The following is a 17,745-nucleotide window of genomic DNA, read 5'->3' on the forward strand; positions in this document are numbered from 1 at the left end:
CAGCTTCCCCCTCACGCGATCCGGATAGCCAGATCTGAAAATAGGTTAACTCCATTCAGCCATTGTCGCCCGACATGACCAAATGGTGTTAACCTGTTTCAACCAACCGTTAGCAGTTGGTGGAGTTTGGAGTTTCGATACAATCGGCCGCGCCGCTCATGGCACCTTCGATCGAATCGCCGAGTGCCACTGCAGCAAGCGCAATGCCCGAACCCACGATCGCCAGGATCAGCGCATATTCAGCTGCCGATGCACCGCTTTCGTCCATGGCAAAGTTTTTCAAGAATTTAGTCATAGTTTATCCCCGTTATTCTGCCGAAACCATTTCCAGCATCTTTCACGTTCGTCGGGCGGGGGCTACCGAACGTCTGCGACCCGTGGTCGAAATAGAGACGACCGATGCAGCAAGTCCAACCCGTGAACAGCTACAAGTGAGGACCTCGGCAGCTTTTTTGTCAATGGGGCATAAATAATCGCTTATTTACAGACGCTTAAGTAAATGTTTTGTTAACCAGTTAACCTTGGCCTTTAATTTCCATCCGAATCAATATATTTCGTTGTATCCCAATGAGTTACTATAGTTATACCACTTTAGTTTAGTAGAGCGAGAATCTCTCTCCGAGTCGCCGGCGTGCCGATCGTCCGATTCGATCATTCTCCGGAATCAGAAGTTTTTAATCTGTTGTTTTTGAGGAACAATCCTGCAGCGATCCAGATGATCGCAGTGGCAATGATGGCGACATAGCCATCGACGGCATAATGATATCCGAGATGGACAGAACCCAGTAAAATCATGCCGCAGTAAATGGTGGCAATGATGCCTAGCCAACGGGAAACGCGCCAGCTGAACAGCGCGAACAGAAATGCTACGCTGACGTGCATGGATGGCATGGCGGAAATGCCCCGGCCCAGTCCGTGTTTTCCGGCAAGATATGAATCGAGCAATTCCTTCTGCACGTCCAAAACAAACAGGGGATATTGGTCGTTCACGGCAATGAGATAGGCCATTTGATCCTGGAAGCGCGGATCGCCGATCATCGGTTCGAGAAAACAAGGCCCGACCGAGGCAAGCCAGTTGGCCATGGCAACGCCGATGATAATCCAGCATGAGAGGAAAGATATGATCATTTGTTGCCGCAACTGTCGATTGCCCCGCCAGATACAGACCAGCGGAAAGGCGATATACAGGAGCAATATCCAGATCTGGTAGGCAATCGCGAAGACAAACGTGATCACTGGATAGCCGATGATCGGCTGGAGCAAGAGCCACGCGTCCTGACCGTGAAGCATGACATCCCAGCGGATGAATAGCGCATCCCAGGCATAGGGCTGAAGGAAGCCAACCAGCGACTTCAGCAACCCAAAACTCGGCAGGAACAGACAAACCGGCAAGATGAGCAGCAACGTCACGACCATATTGCGCATCACCGCCTCTACTTCGCGGTTCGAGTTCAAATAAGCCAATGGGCGAACGGGGCGATCGATCACAAGCAGCCGGCCGAGCCAGAAAACACCGCAAATGAATATTCCGCAAGCCACAAGAATGGTGTTGGTTAGAAAGGACTGAAAGCTAAGCCCCGGCAGATTATAATAGTTTCGGACAAGGCCGGTGCCCGCTGCAAATAACAGGCAAATCGCTATCGGAAGCCAATCACGCTTCAGTCCAGCGGCTATCAAATCCATGGTATTCCCCCGACAGATTGCATCGATGGCTTCGCCATTTCATCGCAATGGCCTTGAATTATGAATAGCTATGCCATTGGAAGCCAGAACAATTTTGACGGTTGGAAATAATTTACTTGGCGGCCCGCTTCTCGTCGGATGCGTCAGCCTTGCGGTCTTTCCGATAGTAAGCAGGTCGCGCCCAAATCTTGTACGATACAATAGCAAAATCGGAGAACGCCCACCATGATGTTCACACTGGATGGGGCTCGGGCGCCGGTACATTCTAGCCGACCCGCACCCGCCGACGATAGGTCAGATTGACCCGGTCCGACAACAGCAGATAGGGTAACCAGACGGCCGCGCTGATCAAGACCTTCTGCAGGTTTCCGATCAACAGTTCCGAGAGCGCGGTCGATACCGTGGCGGGGACATTTGGTGTCGCGGCGACCAGTTGCGCGATCGCCAGTTGCGAACACAGATCAACGCCCCAGACCAGCAAGAGAAATCTCGGAAACCATGGCACATGGCGGATCGCCATCACAAAAGCGGTAATGTAGAGGCCGTTCATGACGATAAGGTCGGCGGCCATCAGGGTGAACAAATCGCTGAACCATAAGGGCGGATGGCTGCCCAGCGCGGGAATGGCCATCAGGAATTCGATGCTGCGAAACGGTACGTTGATCAGCATGCCAATCACCAGCGAGGCCATCATACCTGTCGTTCCGAACAGCGGATGGCTGTTTGCTTCCAGACAGCTCAGCTCCCGCCATTTGCCATAGCGCGCCAGCCGTATCTCTGGCTGAGCGAACAGACCGTCGGCCGGGAAAACCCGCAGCAACAGGATCAGCACGGCAACCGGTGAGGCTATGACGAGGAAATAGGGTACGGCGGCAGCCACTGCCGACCATCCGAAAACAAATTCTGTCGCCGAAAATGCCAACCGCAGCCCGCAGGCAAAGCTCATCACCAAAATCCATGCAATCGCGATCGTTTGCAGATTGCGATGTAAACTGCCCATGAGCGCGATGCTCTTCAGATTCAGTTTTTCAAACGTCTTGTCCATATCTGACACCTGTATTCCGAGACCATGGCTTAGCCCGAATACAAACAATGCTCCAATTTGGTTAATGAAACTTTACTGTTCGCCGCTGGATAATTTGAGATCGATATTGCAATCATATTGCCGAGTTTTGGCTCAATCGGGGGAATTGTCAATGCGCGGCCAGCCTATCGTCATGCACATGCAACGGTACATCTTGCTGGTGAAGCCGCTTATCGCTCGCTGGGGTCCATTGGACGACGCAGTCGGCGCTGGATTTGCCCTCAGCTGAGCCCTCTCCGCTTTCGCGTCCGCCAGACCGGACAACGCCCTATCCGCCATTGCCCCCCGAGCCGGCAGATGGATGAGCGCTTCATCGATCTGGTGGCATAGGCGCTGACGGGGAACAGCCGTTGGCCAGCTCGGCAATATATCGCGTAGCTGGAGGAGACCATCTGGGTGCTGAGACAGGCGGCGGCCCCGACGGCGCCGACAAGCCATGGCTACGGTTACGCACGACGGGCGGTCGCGGTAGAATTGCGTTTACCGCTGCTTACTCATTAGGGAAGCCATGCAATCACGATAGACTTCACGCCATAGCCTGACTGCCCTGCCAAGTTCCGTATCGAAATTTTCCGCTTTCATCGCGGCGACCGGATCCCATGGCTTATTCCATCCTGCGAAATGAAGAATTATGGCGTTATCAAGCGTCGCCGTCGTTTCAAATTCAACGAACTTTTTGACCAGAATATGATAATTATACTCAAAACCCAGATGCGCAATTTGCCCGTCAAATAATATATTGAAAATCGCCTGGTCGGTGTGGCCCGTCGTCCGGACCCCTTTGTCAAAAAGCTCCATCTGCCCAAGATAGCGCCGGTGATTATTTTCGGTTCTGATGATCCTGTCCATGACCATGAAACCGGCACCAAATGTGCGGTCCAGAACAGCCTCTTCCGGCTCTGCTTCCGCGTAATGTTCTTTGGTCATCGCCTGGCCGAGATAATGATATTTATCACCGGCCGCCAACAATGGAGCGGCGTTATCGAACAGGAGTGATTCTATGGATCCACGGAAGATCATGTCCGAATCAACATAGAAAAGTTTTTCAGCAGTGGTGAGCTGCAACAGATCACCTTTGTAGAACGAGGATTGCCGTCGCGCCAGATCCGGGCGACGCGCGACGACCCGCGCAATGGCAGATTCGAGATCTCCGCCAATCCGTTGCACTCGCAGATCAGGATATAATGCGGTCAAATCCTGCTGAGCGCGTTGCTCCAGATCCTTGTGTAGAATGACAATCTGACCATCGAACCATGGGTTATGAGTCAGGAAGGAATGGATCATCGCCAATCCGCCCGGAACAAAATCCGGCGTGAGGACCGTAGCCAGACAATAACGGTTGTTCTTTTCAGACTCGATGATCATGCTATTCCATTATCCAGTCACAAATTCTCATCCGAAATATACCTGAAAGTTGAGGCCCAACAGCGATTGTCTATTGTTGTTGGTGAGCTGACATCTGCACGGACAGGCTCTAAACGGCCATTGAGATGGTGTAAATGATTCCAATCCGAATTTTGCCAATGGCTCCAGGGCCCCTTGTCGGCTGTCGATGTTTGTGTTAGCGACCGCAATGCATTGCAGTTTATAGAAAAAAGGGGTCTTCTAAGTGAAAAATAGAAATGATAATATCGGCAACGATCAGGCGACGACCGAATTGAAAACCTGGGAAAAGCCCAAGCTGGTTGTTTTCGAAGTGACCCCGGCAACCAAAGGGAAAGTCGCTACCTTTGTAACAGAGTTCAATGCGAGCTACGGAGTAAGCTAACCGAAATCCAACGGCATTTGAAATATGTGCTGACAGGCTTGGCTGATCGGTGGTCAAACGCAGTTGGATTTTTTGCTTTCAGTTGCACATGATGCCCGATCCCAAGCCTGCAAAGTGCACGTAATATTTTTGTCCGGTATTGTGCATGATTAAAGTTCCAAAGCCTGCGACAATATTGAATCTCGGTCCCGTTGACGCAAACGCGATTATGGATCGGCTTTCGATGCTGTCTGATACGGCGTGGGAATCTGAAGACGCCGCAAAAGAAAATAAGTATCGCTGTTTTCAAAATACAAAACATATAATTCATCGTTTCATCCCGAAAAATCGGGATCCTTTGATGAGTTATGACACGCGGGCATGGTTCATATGGAAAGATCTGCTCATGCCGATCATGGACCATGCGACCCGCCAATATGGCTATAGAGAACGGGCCTATCCCAAAAGCATGTTTGCGCGTCTGGCTGCCGGGAAAGTGATCGAGCCGCATTGTGACGGCGCAGGCTCCCACCTACTGACTCATAAAATCCACATTCCGCTGGCCACAACCCCTGATGCCACTTTTCAGGTTGCCGGCGAGACATTTCACTTGCCCGCCGGACACGCCTTCGAAGTCAATAATATTGTGGAACATGGGGCGTTCAACCGCGGTCAGACAGACCGGATCCATTTCATTTTCGAGATGTATGATGCGTCGCAATTGTCTTCGCAAGCGGCATGAGCTTTAGCTATTCCGCTTACGGGCTCAATTTCCGGTCTGACATTAGCCTGCCATTTCAGCCGACCTCTCCCCGCGAAAAGGCCGACGTCACTGTAGAATTTGGAGAGATCCCGGAGGCCCTTGGCGCAGGCGCGGTTGCGTGGAGAAACTGGCAAGCGGACGACAGCGGCTTTTTGCTCTGTAACGACGGAATTCCGTGCATATTTGTTAGCGGCGGTGACACGATGATCATAGCGCCGCATTGCAAACCGTTTATCCAGGATATCATGGGCCAGATTCTGGGATCGGCCAGCGCCGGTCTGCTGCACCAAAGGCAGCATTTCCTCCTGCACTCAAGCGCCATTGCTACGGAGCGGGGTGCAGCGGCATTTGCGGGGCGATCGGGCGCAGGAAAATCAACATTGCTGGCCGAATTCCTGAACCGGAAAGCTGTCGCCTTGTCGGACGATGTTCTGGCCATATCAACGCGAGATACCAGTCAAATCATTGCGTCACCCAGCTATCCCGTTCAGAAGCTTTGCGCCGATGTTCTGGAACGCAGCGGGAAGAACGCCGCCGAACTGCAGCCGATTTTGAACAACCGGTCCAAATTTTATGCGCCGATTGAAGACTTTGCTCGAAAGCCTGCTCCCTTGCGGGCGATATTCTGCATGGAGGCTTGTGACGTGCAATCACCGGTCTTTGATATTGTGACACCCCAACAAGCTATGCCCCTGATCGCAAAAGCCAGTTATCGTAAGAAAATCGCTTATGCACTGGGCTTTGCAAAACAGCATTTTCAAAATGTCGAAAAGCTCGCCAGAAACGTAACGGTAATTCATGTCAGAAGACCGCGAGACATTGATAGCATCTCGCAAATCGCCGACATGGTCGAGGAAAGGCTTGCGACACTTCCAGCCCGCAAAATTCACGATGCCGCCCGTTCTTGTAAGTTAGAACATGCCGCGCTAGACAATTTTTCACCGCGATCCTGAAACTCAGGCGACCATTCTAGAACATCAGGGAGCTTTATGACTATTCCAGAAAATTTGGACGATTCTGATATCTTTCGTCCGACAACAAAGGTTCTGTTGTCAGAGCTTGATGACGGAATTGTGATGATGGACGTCGATACCGCCGACTATCTGGCACTGAATCCGGTTTCATCACGCATATGGTCTTTGATTGGACAGGATCTCGCGCTTTGCGATATTTACGCAGAATTGCGCAAGGAATATCAGGTTGATCATGACACCTGCAGGAGCGAAGTGCGCGATTTTGTCGGAGATCTGCTCGACCGCGGATTCATCGAACATGTTTCAGCTCAGGCATAAGATATAGCGTGACTAACGTTCAGGATCAGACATCCGGTGTTTTGAGACGATCCGGCCGATTTTTCGGTGCACAGAATGATCTGCCGAACAGGGTCAAGACGCATCTTTTCATCCTCTGTCCGAATAACAGTGGCTCGACCTATCTGGAACGGGTTATTGCAGAATGCGAACAGGTCTGGTCCCTGCAACGTGAAGGCCAGCATATTTTCGGATTTTCCGGCCCGACGAGCCGAAAAACCAACACATCTCTGGCGTGGAATGCCAAGCCGGAAACGGCTGAATTATTTTCGGACGCGGCAAATTATCCAAGTTGGGAAAGCACAAAGAAGGCCTGGTATTTTCAGGCAACAGCCAAAAGCCCGAACGCCGTTGTCTTTCTTACCAAATCGCCGCCGTTCCTTCTGATCCCGCAAATTTTGCAAGATAATTTTGACAATACCAAGTTTATTTTCATGGTGCGCAATCCATATGCTGTGGCGGAAGGTATCGGGCGACGCCGGCCCGAGATGGCACCCGACAGACAGTCCTGTCTCAAATTGGCGGCCGATCATATCGTAGCCTGCATGAAGTCCCAGCGAGACAATATCAGGCGATATCCTGACAATAGCATTTTCTTCAGATATGAAGACATGTGCCAATCGCCCGAAGAAACGGCCGACAACATTCGGACATTGATACCGGAACTCTCCGATCTGGCGTTTGACGACATCATCACGGTAAAAAATTACCGGCAACATTTGCACAATTTCAATGACGAGCAAATCGCCCGGCTTTCAGACAGCGACATTGCCTGCCTGAACCAGACCTTCCAGAGGGAAAAGTCAGTATTCGAGCATTTTGGCTATGAAATTATTGCAAGTTGAAATGGTTGCATATGTTTGCCGTCGCTGATGCCGGAACATATTCAAGATTATACTATCGAATTGGCGTTGCAGCCATCCGGACTCCACTTTGCACATCTCAAATCGGATGCATCCAGCTTTCGAATTAGAGGAATCCATTGAAAGTGCAAAAAGCGGATTGACCCGACATAAAACCGGATGCAACTTAGACTTTGAAGTATCTACATTTTTAGACAGGCCAGCGGTGCCTAGCAAAGGGCTGAAAACAGTGAAACAGCCAGAACTAGCCGATAAAACGGCAGATCAAGCAACACAGCTTTGTACAAATTGCGGTATTTGCTGCGATGGAAGTATTTTTAATTCTGCCAGATTGGTGCCGGAAGATGGTGCCGTCACAAGTCCATTGCGAACTTCTTCGGACGACGGAGACGACGGCTTATATTTAAAAATACCGTGCGCCGCCCTCGACAATTCACGAAAATGCAGCGTTTACCCGAACCGGCCGGAAATATGCGGGAGCTTTCGCTGTGCACTTTTGCGCAAGCTTGATGCTGGCACCATATCATTGTCTAGTGCGCGGAAAAAAGTTGAGCTCGCTCTAGAACAACGTGAAAAAACACTCGAAATTGTCAGGCAGTTTGTTGCTGTCGAAGATCGTGATCTGCGCGCAATCCATCGGGAATACCTGAATTTAGGAGACGATCCCGAATCGGACAATCAACGTTTATATAAAGAAGGTCAGCTCTTGCTGAACGCACTAAGGCGTTATCTGCGTAAGAATTTTCACCCTAACAGTAGATTTCTCGAAAAGACATAGTTACTTTACGTCTGTTTACAGAAAATCAAAGCATGCATGAAGAGATTATCAGAAAAGCGGAAGCTAGCAATACCTTGGACTTGATGACTAGCTCGGACCTTGACCCGTGCCAGCTTCTGTAATCTTCGTTGCCTTACCGTCCGTTTGATCTTCTAGTTCGATTTCAATCAGAACTGGTTTCTCATAAGGCAGTTTCTGGGCTCGGCCTTGGTTGGCGGCTATTTTAGAAGATTCACGAACCATAGTTATATCCTTGATATTACTCTTTAAACCATTGCCCCGTCATATTTAACTTTATGCCCCGTCATATTTAACTTTCGTTGTAATACTTCTTTTACCTCGGAATTGCAATATTGCAAATTACCCCCCCCATGAATCGACTGGATTTACTATAACGGCTCAGCATTAGCTGGATAAATTCCGCAATATATCCAATTTTAACATAGACTTACCCTGAGAATGATATTCAAGTGGCCGCATTTGTCCGTCGTCAGAACATTTGACTCGACTATGGACTCGATATCAGCATCCCAATCCCATTCGCCTACCCCTTCCGTGAACTTCTCTTCCTCAGCTTCGCTCAAGGCTTTGTACCAATCACCAGCTATAGCCCTGCACTGCCTTGCAGTTAGGGCCACGGGGACAGCCGCCTTGGCTGCTCGGAGCAGTGATATCCGTTCTTCAATCGGAGAGAGCCAAGCGCCTAGCTCGGCCTTTGCCTGCTCTTCCGAGAGGGAGGCAGGCCAAGTCTTCTTTTCTTCGCGCTTTTTGTATGCTGCCCGTACGTCTGAGGGGATCACTTTCCGCGATGCCCAACGGCCCGACTTTGTCCTTGTCAGAGCGACCATTGCAATACCCATTTGTACCACCTCTTTGTACCTGAGGTGGCTAGAAACCCTTGGAATAACTGCAAGAAGTTGAAAAGACTACGAAAAAATGGTGCTGCTAGAGAGAATTGAACTCTCGACCTCGTCATTACCAATGCAGGGGATTAGCGCCAACTGGCAGTTTTGCGTGGGCTTTTGCGCTTTGTTTCGCCAATATGTACCGATTTTCGTTGCTTTTGTACATGAAACGGTACATTGGTACATGGTACATAAAAAAGCCCCCGCCACTGTGGTGAGTGACGAGGGCCGAACCACAACGCGAAAGGACCGCGCAATGGATATGAAGTTAAAACCACATAAATTGGAAAAAGTAAACTGGCCACCGGATGGATGGTGGGATGGTGATCTGTTTGTCGATAAAGAAACCAGACTGCCGACCTGCCTTTATCCGTATTTCTTGGGTCAGGACAAGGAAACTAAGATTTGGAGCCTTTACTGTGACCGCTCGCGGCAAATGGGCCACTTGCTGGAAACGGGCTTCACCGACATTTTTGACGCATACCATCGGATGCTCATTTATTATAGAGAATGGTATCCGTCGCGCCCGGTAGACCGCGTCTATTTCATCGGGACGGAACTGGCTATAGGAGCCAAAATCAAGATTGGTCACTCAATCTATCCTGAGCGCCGGCTGAGTTCTCTCCAAACCGCTAGCCCGGTCAAACTCCAGATATTTGCGACCATCGAAGGCGGAAAAGACAAAGAGGACTATTATCACCGCAGGTGGAGTTCGCGCCGCCAAAGAGGAGAGTGGTTCACCTTGGGCGATTGCATCATAAACGAGATAAACAGGATCAACCGCGAACAACAAAAACGCCCCGCTGCTGGTTGAGAGCAACGAGGCCGCACAACGTCAATGGAGGACGCTATGAATGAACTAGCGGATAAGATTGAGGCCATGAAATCAAATGGCCATTTACGCTTTTCGATCAGCAATGGCGTTGGATGGGTTACCAGCTTTGACGAGCCGACGCTGCGAACCTTGTGCGATATTTACAACAATCGATCGGAGGTCGCGGAAGCATTGCGTTCCCCCGCACAACAGGAAAGGCCCTTGTCATGAAGAATGAAACACCCTGGCAGGATATTGCGACTGCGCCGAAGGACGGGACTAAAATTCTTGTTTGGACTACAACGCGGAACAGCGAGGAGTTGACCTCGTATTGCAATGATATTTGCGAGGGCGTTCATGTTGACGAGGTGCAGACAGCCACATGGGATGGCGAATGGGATTGCCATCTGATCGGAGAACCAACCCATTGGATGCCTTTACCACCCCCAGCCAACAAGGAGGACAGCCAATGACAGATACACTGATAGAGCCGCTAACAATTATAACATATTGCCACCGCTATCCCGCATTTCCGCCAGAGGGTGCAACGGTCATCCGCTTTAGCACTGGCGGGAAAGAAATAAACGGGTCCGGCCCTATTGAGGCGATACCGCTGTGCAGTTACGACGAAGCAGCCCAAGCAATAGCCACCCTCACCGCCGAGTTGCAGGAACTTCGCTTGGAATTGATAACCAACACCGGGCAGACGCAGACCGCCCTTGAAGGTAAAGCAGCAATCAGCGCCGAGAATGAGCGGTTGCGGGATGCCTTGCGGGAGATAGTCGGGCATTGCAATAATGACGGCTGCGGTAATCCTATCGTCAATGAGAGAATTATTGATAGATGCGAGGCGACCGCACTCGCAGCAATAGGGGATGAATGATTAAGTCCGTCGCGCCAATATCCTGCCCAGCAAGGCTATCTGAGCGCCTATATCCTCCGGTGGCGCTCCGGCCCGCAATTGCTTGATGTAATGCCCTAGCATGCTTATAGCGGCTTCTACGTGGTCGCTGCGGGGTTGGTCAGTCATCGGGGTTTACCTCCACGGGATGCTTGAAAGCCCAATCTTTAGCTGCATCTTTCAAGTTCTTGATTAGCGATCCTTCATCCCACGCGCCTGACCTGATAGCGTTTTCGCACGTTGCGCCCCATAGCTTTGACGTTGCCAGCATATCGCGCTGAATCTTCTTTATTCGTTCTTCTGCGGTCATAAGGCCTCCAGCATTTCGGGGGTTGCCACTGTCTCAGTCGCCCTCCCGTATCTCCTGTCAAATGTCATCGCCGTCATTTCCCGTTGGCTCATGTAGCCATGGCGCGAGCCGTGGCTGTCGTTCGCGGCGATTGTTGGATGCTGGATCATTTTTATACCCGCTTCCTCTTGCCGCTTTTCGTGATGGTAATGTCCCGTATTCCCATATCTCTTAGTAGTCCTGCCCCATATCTCGGGGAACATGGCTGCAAAAGTGAGGGGGAGTTGAGTAAATTTCTTTAGGTGTCCGTGGTGGAAGAATAGCGCGGTCTTGCCCCATTCTATCGCATAGTAAGGGATTTCTGAATCGGGGACAGATACTCGTGGATCGTCAGCGTATAATTCCGCGAACATATTGCGAAACATGAGAGAGCTATATATGTCGTGGTTCCCCTCGCATATCAACAATATCACGTTTTTGTGCTTTTGAAGGGCTAGCGAAACGAGTGTTTTGATTAACCGAATAGATACCTTAACACCTTTACCCGCCCTTCCGTCGCCGTCCAAGACGTGCCCAGACGCCGGAGTTAGCGGTTTCAGGCCATCGTAGTGCTGCCAATCACCTTGGATATTTATAACCGCTGTATCAGATGACGGCGACCCAGAGACTAGAAACTGCATTGCAGCCGTTCCCGTTTTCTCCGCGATACTCAAATCCCAATTAGCGCCGCCCTCCGCTTTCCACGCCAGCATATTCATGTGGTAATCGGTGAACGTATACATGGTTAGGAGGTTTTCGAGGGTTAAGCTTGGCGGTGGGGTTAGCTTAACACGCGGGATAGACGCAGCCATTTCCTCAATAGCAGCCTTGATAGCAGCTTCCCGCGCCTCTTCTTCTGGCGACTGCCGCTCCCAAGTGTTCTTGATCTCGCCGTCTTTGCCGCGATGAATGGTGACTTTGCCCATTGCATAGCCCGGAGCAACGCCTTCGCTGAAATGGCCGGGAGCATAGCCGCCACGCGCCGCCTTCTCCTGCACTTGCCGAAACGTCCGGTGATAATTCGTTATCGCCCCTTCCCAGCCAAGCATTCGCACCGCTCCGGTGACGTTGCCGTGACAGGCGTCTATTGCCTTGATTAGTTCCTGTTGCTTGTTGGTGGTGCAAAATTCGAGTAAACGGTCATAGTCCATTATTTACCTCGCAATAGCAGTCTTGTCACCACGCAATACCCAAGGATATGCAGGGGTTTGGAGACAGCCACGATTAGATAGATCGCCATAAGAATATATGGCGCGGATTTCATTGGGCAGCGTAGTAATCACGGTTCCAGCCAAGTTGACTAGAGCATGAGAACCAAGCGCCTCGTAGTTCGACAATATACGGGGCTATCTTTGCGTCCCTCGCGTCCACATCGGCCTTGAAATAGACCAGAGCGCCGTTCTCAGCCGTGAAGGCGACCAGCGGCGATACATCGGGCTTGGCGGGCAATGCCTCGCATACAAGCCGTTCTACTGGTGGAGGCGGTGGCCCCACTTTTATCGTCTCACAAGCTGCAAGAATGAAAAATAATGGTAGCAATTTAAGCTGTTTCATGATAGTTTCCGTTGGCTATGTCTATTAGAAGGCAGTTCACTTCTTCCGCAGGAGGCTAAAATGGACAACGGAGACTAAAAACTCCACGGGGACGGGACCGAATATCCCATCAGCCCCACCCTTAAAATATCGCATCAAGCGCGTTGACATCGTCCGCCTTGGCGTCATCAATCACCCTCCGCAAAGCGTCTTGCTCAACCTCGAAGGCCCCCGCCTTTCCCTGCTGTTTTTCATCGGCGCTAACGGCAGCTTTCTCGGCCTTCTCCTCCGCTACCTTCTGCGCCTTTTCCAGCTTGGCATAGACAGCCGCCTTTCCGTCTGACCGGCCCTTACAATAGGCCAGTGGCAGGCACAGAACCGCAACGGCCAGCAGCCCGCCGAATATCTTGCTGGTTAGGATGCTGAACATCAGAGCAACAGCCCGATGACAAAGCCCACGCCCGCGCCGATAGCGAACGGCTTCCAGTGGCTGCGAACCGCATATACTGCGCTGTCAATTGCTTCCGTGATTTGGTTCATGATTATTCTCCGAATTGACGGGGACCGAAGCCCCCGCCCAGTTGGTTACGCCGCCAGTTTTTCGCGGAGCAAATAGCCCTCAAGGCCCCATATTTTGTTGCGGGCGTTGTCGCGGGCGATCTTCCGTCCAATGGCTTCGTCAAAATTCTCGGGAGACGCTGCCGCACTTTCGCCAGTCACAATGTATCCGTTGCGGAGCGTTAGTGCGCAGACGGTCATCGTCGTGTTCGGGAAAACGTGATATTGCTCGGACGCAATTGCAGCGTCGATCATATCTGGATTCAAGCGAGGTGCATTAAGCCCCTTGCTCTGGATTTCTTTTTCAATCTGTGCTTCATCAGTCATAGTATCAATCTTTCTTTCAATCATGCCGCAAAAGTCGCGGCCCCTAATCTGGTCGCCCAGAATTTCCATTGTTGCCCTTGTCGTCCACCGTCGCGCCGTTCTTGGTGACGCTGAACAGCATCCGGCGACCCAAAGCCCAGCCCAAGGCACTCATACCGAGCAATATTTGCGCGTGGGCAGCGAGAGCCAGCCAGAACACAAAGCTGGGACTACCCCGCAGCAACCAGAGCGAGATAAAGACAAAGACGGTGAACACGGCACAGCCGCCGCAGATCGCGATGAATGAGAAAGCGCGCCTGCCGTTGTCGGTGTTAATCATGTCGAGGTTCATGCCAGCCCACCGTCACGCAATGCGCGTTCGAATGCTTGGGCATAGTCCTCTATCAGATCGGCCTTGTCCCACCCGTTGATGATGGTCCGTGCCTTCATATATTGCGCCCTGGTCGCAACGCCGGACATAGGCAGGCAGTCAGACAGCTTAACGCCAGTGAACCAGCCCTCATCCATGCCGCGCCGCATGATAGCTGCTGCAATTTCAGGCTCCCGCACTTTGTCGGGATTGGCCAGCAGTTCGCCATGCAGCCGCAGTTCCTCGTCTGCCTTTTTGTAATTGGCTTCCCAAGTTAGCTGGACATATCCGCGCCCATACCAAGGATAATAGTGAAGGTGTTTCTTGCGCCATGCTTCCGACAGCCAGTAAGCCTCGATAACTGGTTGCATGGTGGCTGCTGTCTCATGCCATGCCGTTGCCAGCATATAGGCCTGATGCGACAGCGGAGCGCCTTCTGCGGCTTCCAAGACGGATTCAAAGCCCTCGACCTGAAGCGTGGACAATCTGCCGAGCCGCGCCCGCACAGTGTCATAGAATTTTGCCTTGTCCATATCTTAAAGCCCGTGCTTGCCTTCAAGCCTTGCGGCCCGTTTTTCGACCGCCTCAATCCGGCTGTTTACAGCGGCCTTATCGGCTGCGGCCTGCGTTCCGGTATAGCGATCCTGATTTTGGTCTATCAGCACGGCGACTGATACCGCCGTATTCTGGACCGTTGCCCCGAGCCAGATAGCGAAGGCGGCAAAGACCGTGACCATCACCTTCTGCCCCATGCTCAACTGCACATCCTTAACGTGTTCGACATCATCCCTGCGGTTCGTCATAGGATTGCCCGTTTCATATTTTGTGTTATCTGCGACTTAGCCATTGCGAATCCTTTTCTATTCGTGTTGGTCAGGGGTGGTCATTGGTGAGGCTTTGGCCATCCCGCTGCTTGTTTGCGTTTCTGTCTCGTGCTATGGGGCGATCATGAATGATGCTCTGACCAAAAACGCCAAGGCCCTGAAACTACCGCTTTGGTGGTGGCTTGTTCCGGTCCCTGGCGCTTTGTGGATTTTGCTGGCTTACTAGACTATCGAAACCACGGCGCGGCCATAACCGCCAGTCGTGCTGACCCGCAGCCCCTTGGGCGTCACAGCGGCAGAATGAAGCGTAAAGGCTGTGCTGTCGATAACCGTTGCCGACTTGCCAATCAGATATTTGAAGGCGTCGTGGTTAATCCAGACGCCATCGAGCGTGTCGTGGATGTCGATAGTCCAGTGGACCGTCCCGTCTGCAAATTCGACGACATTGTTACAGGTATATTCCTGATTGTCCGCCATATCATAATATTGGTTCCAACAGACAGCCAGATGGTTTTCACCAGCGGAAGCGGTCGCTCCTGCCTCACCATCAACGCCGCCTGGATATTGCTTTTCGACATTCGAGATGTTTAAAATCCGGTCAACCAAAGTCGCCCTTGTCGCCGGGACTCCGATGCCAACATGACGGGCATAACCGTAAGCAAAGCCCCAGCGCGGATCGCCACCGCTGGTCTTGCAAATTTGCGCAAAATGCGAGGCAGGGTTGGACGGGTCAACGCAGTCGCTCGCCATCACATTTACGCTGCTTGAATTGCTTTCAATATCCGCAATGGCGCTAAAGTCATAACCGCCAACCGTTCCAGACAGGTCCGGAATATACTGATTGATACGATCTCCCGAACCGCTTCGACGGAACAGGACCAACCATTGCTGCGCGCCCCAATAACCATCGCCAGTCCGTGCGTAGCCCTGCGCAACATAATGGTCGAAATATGTGACCATTTCGCCAAAGCGGCCGAACTGGTAGCTGATGGACAGGTCAACGTGCGTGGCGTTCTGGCTGTCGCTCAACAGGCGCGGGGATGCCGCCCCCTTTCCCGCGATTAGTTGCGTCAACCAATCAGCCGGATTCGGGATGCCGTAGCTTTCCTGAACCTCTGCACGATAGCCGCGATATACGCCGTCGGCGGTCAGTTCGACGCCATCCAGCCAGACGGAAACTGCATGGGATTGCAGGAGATAGTTATCCTCATAGGCCGTGCTGCCCGAGAATGCCACCGCGCCAGCAGCAGAAAACGTGATCGTGCTACCCGTCAATGTGGTGTCAAAATCCCAAGCGGTTGCCGTGCCTTCATTCGCCGGGGCGATGGTCAGTGTGTCAACGTCTGGAACGTCAACCAGCACCCAGCTTTTAGCAGCACCGTCCGTCCCAACATCGCCAACATCGGTCAATGATAGCCCGTGTGCGACCGAAGTAATTTTCTGGCAATAGAAACCATGACCGCCGCCAAGATAGGTATTGTTCAGGTTCTCTGGCGCTGCTGTATCGCCGCCCCGCCCGATTGGCCGCGCATCATACGGGGCGTCTCCATCGGACTCAAAAAACAGAACCGTGTCGCTCGGCTTAACCCCCTTCGGGACGCGCATCACGAAACCGAATTGGACCGCCCCGGTGTGGTCAGCATCAATCGTCTGCGAAACATCGACCTGTCGCACAATGTCGAAATCATCGTTATATGGCTGGCGGACATAAACGCTGCCATCATCCACAACCACAGTGACCGGCGCGTCGTCAAACTCCGCCACTTTACGCTTGCGTTCCGAGCCGTCACGATAGCTGGAATACAGTTCTGTCTCGCCGTCCGTTGCGTCATAAGCGAAGGATACTGCGCGCATTGCTGCAAACTGCTCGGTAGATGGATCATAGCCGCCCTGCTGGCAATTCCACGCGAAATAGGACGCGCCCGCTGGCATGGTGAAAGTTACCTTCCGGTCGCTCTCCGAAAATGTGGCCGATGCGTAGCTGTGAAACGTGCCTATCGCCGTGTCGGTGTAGCAGTGGATCTGCTGGATATTGACGGGCCGCTTGATAACCCAGCCCGAGACAGCCGCCCGCAAGTCGATTACATAATCCTGCCCCGGTGTGCCAGGAACAAAGCCGGAGAAATGCCACTTCGCGCTGGAAGACAGCGCATTGCCGCTGTTGTTCGCATATTGGCCGTCGCCTGACGTTGCAATATCGGGATCGTAGATGTTCGGATATGCCGGGTCTGCCGGAGCTTCGAAAGCCGGCGTAATCGTGGCAATGGCCGTAGATGCAGCGGTCGCGGTAGTCAGGGCCTCCTCAACGTGATCAGGGCCAACAATAACCAGCCCCGTTGCAGTCGCAACGCCGGACAGGTCTTGATATTCGACATAATCGCCGTCTGCGTTTTCAACGTAGAAATATTCACCCTCGCCAACAGCGGCAAGGCCTGCTGTCGTGTCTGCGTATAGAGCGCCGCCAAGACCCGTAGAAGCTGCCGCCGCGACTGCGTTGGTTTCTGCTTCCTCTGCTGCCGCTTGTGCTGCCTCCGCCTCTGTTTTTGCTGTTTCAGCAGCCGTCTTGTCCAATCCTGTCTGAACGCGATCTGCCGCAGTAGCAACCGCGTCGGCTGCGGTTAACGCTGCCGCATTTGCTGCGTCACTTTCATCATAACCGCGCACAGGATCGACAGCACTACCGATTGCAACGCCATCCGCATCCGTGCGAGAGACTTTATAGATAACGTCTGGGTCAAGGAATATCGGTGAAACGATGCCGCTTGCATCTGCCTCTACGGGGTTTTCCATCGCAGTCGTGCCAGCCTGATCGCTGTAAATGGTCGCCGCTGTCGTCGTGCCGGTCAGGTAGAAATACCACTTGCCACCACTGACCGGATTTCCGTTTGCATCGAGCATGGGCTGTAAGGACGGCTGAAAAAGGTTTGCCATTGGTTTCCCCATAAAAAAAGGGGCGCAAAATGCCCCCGACTGTGCTA

The 17,745-nt window shown here is 52.2% G+C and carries 24 protein-coding genes; 9 read left to right on the forward strand and 15 right to left on the reverse strand.

The window, feature by feature from the left end:
* Nucleotides 1-109: 109 nt before the first annotated feature.
* The 4 genes from SPHFLASMR4Y_RS08270 to SPHFLASMR4Y_RS08285 form a co-directional block, all read right to left on the reverse strand.
* Nucleotides 110-295: a Flp family type IVb pilin gene (locus SPHFLASMR4Y_RS08270; protein ID WP_089133107.1), complete on the reverse strand. Its 186-nt coding sequence runs from the start codon at nt 293-295 to the stop codon at nt 110-112.
* Nucleotides 296-651: 356 nt separating this feature from the next.
* Nucleotides 652-1,683 (reverse strand): phosphatase PAP2 family protein, encoded by a 1,032-nt coding sequence (locus SPHFLASMR4Y_RS08275; protein WP_089133108.1) that lies wholly within the window; start codon nt 1,681-1,683, stop codon nt 652-654.
* Nucleotides 1,684-1,948: 265 nt separating this feature from the next.
* On the reverse strand, nt 1,949-2,728 hold the full coding sequence (locus SPHFLASMR4Y_RS08280) for a DUF2569 domain-containing protein (protein WP_089133109.1): 780 nt from the start codon (nt 2,726-2,728) through the stop codon (nt 1,949-1,951).
* Nucleotides 2,729-3,247: 519 nt separating this feature from the next.
* Nucleotides 3,248-4,132, reverse strand: a complete 885-nt coding sequence (locus SPHFLASMR4Y_RS08285) for a glycosyltransferase family 8 protein (protein WP_089133110.1) — start codon at nt 4,130-4,132, stop codon at nt 3,248-3,250.
* A 244-nt stretch (nt 4,133-4,376) separates the two neighbouring features.
* Here SPHFLASMR4Y_RS08285 and SPHFLASMR4Y_RS17100 point away from each other — a divergent pair, with 244 nt between their 5' ends.
* The 6 genes from SPHFLASMR4Y_RS17100 to SPHFLASMR4Y_RS08310 all read left to right on the forward strand — a co-directional run bounded on the left by SPHFLASMR4Y_RS17100 (nt 4,377) and on the right by SPHFLASMR4Y_RS08310 (nt 8,228).
* Entirely contained in the window at nt 4,377-4,535 is a 159-nt protein-coding gene (locus SPHFLASMR4Y_RS17100; protein WP_186265887.1) for a hypothetical protein, read from the forward strand.
* Nucleotides 4,536-4,680: 145 nt separating this feature from the next.
* Nucleotides 4,681-5,256 carry an aspartyl/asparaginyl beta-hydroxylase domain-containing protein gene (locus SPHFLASMR4Y_RS08290; protein WP_089133111.1) on the forward strand — a complete coding sequence of 192 codons (576 nt, stop codon included), beginning with the start codon at nt 4,681-4,683 and terminating at the stop codon, nt 5,254-5,256.
* A gap of 266 nt (nt 5,257-5,522) precedes the next feature.
* Complete coding sequence (locus SPHFLASMR4Y_RS08295) at nt 5,523-6,230, forward strand: hypothetical protein (protein ID WP_145955491.1); 708 nt, start codon at nt 5,523-5,525, stop codon at nt 6,228-6,230.
* Nucleotides 6,231-6,266: 36 nt separating this feature from the next.
* Nucleotides 6,267-6,569 (forward strand): PqqD family protein, encoded by a 303-nt coding sequence (locus SPHFLASMR4Y_RS08300; protein WP_089133113.1) that lies wholly within the window; start codon nt 6,267-6,269, stop codon nt 6,567-6,569.
* Nucleotides 6,570-6,577: 8 nt separating this feature from the next.
* Nucleotides 6,578-7,432 (forward strand): sulfotransferase, encoded by an 855-nt coding sequence (locus SPHFLASMR4Y_RS08305; RefSeq protein WP_186265888.1) that lies wholly within the window; start codon nt 6,578-6,580, stop codon nt 7,430-7,432.
* Between the two features lie 88 nt (nt 7,433-7,520).
* Complete coding sequence (locus SPHFLASMR4Y_RS08310) at nt 7,521-8,228, forward strand: YkgJ family cysteine cluster protein (protein ID WP_145955492.1); 708 nt, start codon at nt 7,521-7,523, stop codon at nt 8,226-8,228.
* Between the two features lie 87 nt (nt 8,229-8,315).
* Here SPHFLASMR4Y_RS08310 and SPHFLASMR4Y_RS17105 read toward each other — a convergent pair whose 3' ends face one another.
* Both SPHFLASMR4Y_RS17105 and SPHFLASMR4Y_RS08315 read right to left on the reverse strand, forming a co-directional pair.
* Nucleotides 8,316-8,471: a hypothetical protein gene (locus tag SPHFLASMR4Y_RS17105; protein ID WP_186265889.1), complete on the reverse strand. Its 156-nt coding sequence runs from the start codon at nt 8,469-8,471 to the stop codon at nt 8,316-8,318.
* A gap of 194 nt (nt 8,472-8,665) precedes the next feature.
* Nucleotides 8,666-9,088 (reverse strand): hypothetical protein, encoded by a 423-nt coding sequence (locus SPHFLASMR4Y_RS08315; protein WP_145955493.1) that lies wholly within the window; start codon nt 9,086-9,088, stop codon nt 8,666-8,668.
* Nucleotides 9,089-9,164: 76 nt separating this feature from the next.
* Between SPHFLASMR4Y_RS08315 and SPHFLASMR4Y_RS08320 the strand changes: the two genes are divergently transcribed.
* The 3 genes from SPHFLASMR4Y_RS08320 to SPHFLASMR4Y_RS08330 all read left to right on the forward strand — a co-directional run bounded on the left by SPHFLASMR4Y_RS08320 (nt 9,165) and on the right by SPHFLASMR4Y_RS08330 (nt 10,830).
* Nucleotides 9,165-9,947 carry a GIY-YIG nuclease family protein gene (locus tag SPHFLASMR4Y_RS08320; RefSeq protein WP_089133117.1) on the forward strand — a complete coding sequence of 261 codons (783 nt, stop codon included), beginning with the start codon at nt 9,165-9,167 and terminating at the stop codon, nt 9,945-9,947.
* 227 nt (nt 9,948-10,174) lie between these two features.
* Nucleotides 10,175-10,420: a DUF551 domain-containing protein gene (locus tag SPHFLASMR4Y_RS08325; protein WP_089133118.1), complete on the forward strand. Its 246-nt coding sequence runs from the start codon at nt 10,175-10,177 to the stop codon at nt 10,418-10,420.
* Complete coding sequence (locus SPHFLASMR4Y_RS08330; protein WP_089133119.1) at nt 10,417-10,830, forward strand: hypothetical protein; 414 nt, start codon at nt 10,417-10,419, stop codon at nt 10,828-10,830. The genes SPHFLASMR4Y_RS08325 and SPHFLASMR4Y_RS08330 overlap by 4 nt, the downstream gene beginning before the upstream one ends.
* 139 nt (nt 10,831-10,969) lie before the next feature.
* On the opposite strand, the gene SPHFLASMR4Y_RS08335 is transcribed toward SPHFLASMR4Y_RS08330, so the two are convergent.
* The 9 genes from SPHFLASMR4Y_RS08335 to SPHFLASMR4Y_RS08375 all read right to left on the reverse strand — a co-directional run bounded on the left by SPHFLASMR4Y_RS08335 (nt 10,970) and on the right by SPHFLASMR4Y_RS08375 (nt 17,698).
* Nucleotides 10,970-11,158, reverse strand: coding sequence for a hypothetical protein (locus SPHFLASMR4Y_RS08335; RefSeq protein ID WP_089133120.1), 189 nt, complete (start codon nt 11,156-11,158; stop codon nt 10,970-10,972).
* A complete protein-coding gene (locus SPHFLASMR4Y_RS08340) occupies nt 11,155-12,327 on the reverse strand; it encodes a winged helix-turn-helix domain-containing protein (RefSeq protein WP_089133121.1) in 1,173 nt (390 codons plus the stop codon). Before SPHFLASMR4Y_RS08340 ends, SPHFLASMR4Y_RS08335 begins: the two co-directional genes overlap by 4 nt.
* A 109-nt stretch (nt 12,328-12,436) precedes the next feature.
* The gene (locus SPHFLASMR4Y_RS08345; RefSeq protein WP_089133122.1) at nt 12,437-12,730 is read right to left on the reverse strand and encodes a hypothetical protein; all 294 of its coding nucleotides are present in this window, start codon (nt 12,728-12,730) and stop codon (nt 12,437-12,439) included.
* Between the two features lie 121 nt (nt 12,731-12,851).
* On the reverse strand, nt 12,852-13,139 hold the full coding sequence (locus SPHFLASMR4Y_RS08350) for a hypothetical protein (RefSeq protein ID WP_089133123.1): 288 nt from the start codon (nt 13,137-13,139) through the stop codon (nt 12,852-12,854).
* Between the two features lie 155 nt (nt 13,140-13,294).
* On the reverse strand, nt 13,295-13,594 hold the full coding sequence (locus SPHFLASMR4Y_RS08355; protein ID WP_089134781.1) for a Gp49 family protein: 300 nt from the start codon (nt 13,592-13,594) through the stop codon (nt 13,295-13,297).
* Nucleotides 13,595-13,637: 43 nt separating this feature from the next.
* Nucleotides 13,638-13,925: a hypothetical protein gene (locus SPHFLASMR4Y_RS08360; protein ID WP_089133124.1), complete on the reverse strand. Its 288-nt coding sequence runs from the start codon at nt 13,923-13,925 to the stop codon at nt 13,638-13,640.
* Nucleotides 13,922-14,476, reverse strand: coding sequence for a carboxypeptidase (locus SPHFLASMR4Y_RS08365; RefSeq protein ID WP_089133125.1), 555 nt, complete (start codon nt 14,474-14,476; stop codon nt 13,922-13,924). Before SPHFLASMR4Y_RS08365 ends, SPHFLASMR4Y_RS08360 begins: the two co-directional genes overlap by 4 nt.
* 3 nt (nt 14,477-14,479) lie before the next feature.
* Nucleotides 14,480-14,746 carry a hypothetical protein gene (locus tag SPHFLASMR4Y_RS08370; RefSeq protein ID WP_089133126.1) on the reverse strand — a complete coding sequence of 89 codons (267 nt, stop codon included), beginning with the start codon at nt 14,744-14,746 and terminating at the stop codon, nt 14,480-14,482.
* A gap of 243 nt (nt 14,747-14,989) precedes the next feature.
* Nucleotides 14,990-17,698, reverse strand: a complete 2,709-nt coding sequence (locus SPHFLASMR4Y_RS08375; protein ID WP_145955494.1) for a hypothetical protein — start codon at nt 17,696-17,698, stop codon at nt 14,990-14,992.
* Between the last annotated feature and the right edge of the window lie 47 nt (nt 17,699-17,745).

It is taken from the genome of Sphingorhabdus sp. SMR4y (assembly GCF_002218195.1).
Lineage (GTDB): Bacteria > Pseudomonadota > Alphaproteobacteria > Sphingomonadales > Sphingomonadaceae > Parasphingorhabdus.

Coding starts and splice junctions, on each gene's coding strand:
- SPHFLASMR4Y_RS08270 (WP_089133107.1), bottom strand. CDS start 295: ATGACTAAATTCTTGAAAAACTTTGCCATGGACGAAAGCGGTGCATCG.
- SPHFLASMR4Y_RS08275 (WP_089133108.1), bottom strand. CDS start 1,683: ATGGATTTGATAGCCGCTGGACTGAAGCGTGATTGGCTTCCGATAGCG.
- SPHFLASMR4Y_RS08280 (WP_089133109.1), bottom strand. CDS start 2,728: ATGGACAAGACGTTTGAAAAACTGAATCTGAAGAGCATCGCGCTCATG.
- SPHFLASMR4Y_RS08285 (WP_089133110.1), bottom strand. CDS start 4,132: ATGATCATCGAGTCTGAAAAGAACAACCGTTATTGTCTGGCTACGGTC.
- SPHFLASMR4Y_RS08290 (WP_089133111.1), top strand. CDS start 4,681: ATGATTAAAGTTCCAAAGCCTGCGACAATATTGAATCTCGGTCCCGTT.
- SPHFLASMR4Y_RS08295 (WP_145955491.1), top strand. CDS start 5,523: ATGGGCCAGATTCTGGGATCGGCCAGCGCCGGTCTGCTGCACCAAAGG.
- SPHFLASMR4Y_RS08300 (WP_089133113.1), top strand. CDS start 6,267: ATGACTATTCCAGAAAATTTGGACGATTCTGATATCTTTCGTCCGACA.
- SPHFLASMR4Y_RS17105 (WP_186265889.1), bottom strand. CDS start 8,471: ATGGTTCGTGAATCTTCTAAAATAGCCGCCAACCAAGGCCGAGCCCAG.
- SPHFLASMR4Y_RS08315 (WP_145955493.1), bottom strand. CDS start 9,088: ATGGGTATTGCAATGGTCGCTCTGACAAGGACAAAGTCGGGCCGTTGG.
- SPHFLASMR4Y_RS08320 (WP_089133117.1), top strand. CDS start 9,165: ATGGTGCTGCTAGAGAGAATTGAACTCTCGACCTCGTCATTACCAATG.
- SPHFLASMR4Y_RS08325 (WP_089133118.1), top strand. CDS start 10,175: ATGAAGAATGAAACACCCTGGCAGGATATTGCGACTGCGCCGAAGGAC.
- SPHFLASMR4Y_RS08330 (WP_089133119.1), top strand. CDS start 10,417: ATGACAGATACACTGATAGAGCCGCTAACAATTATAACATATTGCCAC.
- SPHFLASMR4Y_RS08335 (WP_089133120.1), bottom strand. CDS start 11,158: ATGACCGCAGAAGAACGAATAAAGAAGATTCAGCGCGATATGCTGGCA.
- SPHFLASMR4Y_RS08340 (WP_089133121.1), bottom strand. CDS start 12,327: ATGGACTATGACCGTTTACTCGAATTTTGCACCACCAACAAGCAACAG.
- SPHFLASMR4Y_RS08345 (WP_089133122.1), bottom strand. CDS start 12,730: ATGAAACAGCTTAAATTGCTACCATTATTTTTCATTCTTGCAGCTTGT.
- SPHFLASMR4Y_RS08350 (WP_089133123.1), bottom strand. CDS start 13,139: ATGTTCAGCATCCTAACCAGCAAGATATTCGGCGGGCTGCTGGCCGTT.
- SPHFLASMR4Y_RS08355 (WP_089134781.1), bottom strand. CDS start 13,594: ATGACTGATGAAGCACAGATTGAAAAAGAAATCCAGAGCAAGGGGCTT.
- SPHFLASMR4Y_RS08360 (WP_089133124.1), bottom strand. CDS start 13,925: ATGAACCTCGACATGATTAACACCGACAACGGCAGGCGCGCTTTCTCA.
- SPHFLASMR4Y_RS08365 (WP_089133125.1), bottom strand. CDS start 14,476: ATGGACAAGGCAAAATTCTATGACACTGTGCGGGCGCGGCTCGGCAGA.
- SPHFLASMR4Y_RS08370 (WP_089133126.1), bottom strand. CDS start 14,746: ATGACGAACCGCAGGGATGATGTCGAACACGTTAAGGATGTGCAGTTG.
- SPHFLASMR4Y_RS08375 (WP_145955494.1), bottom strand. CDS start 17,698: ATGGCAAACCTTTTTCAGCCGTCCTTACAGCCCATGCTCGATGCAAAC.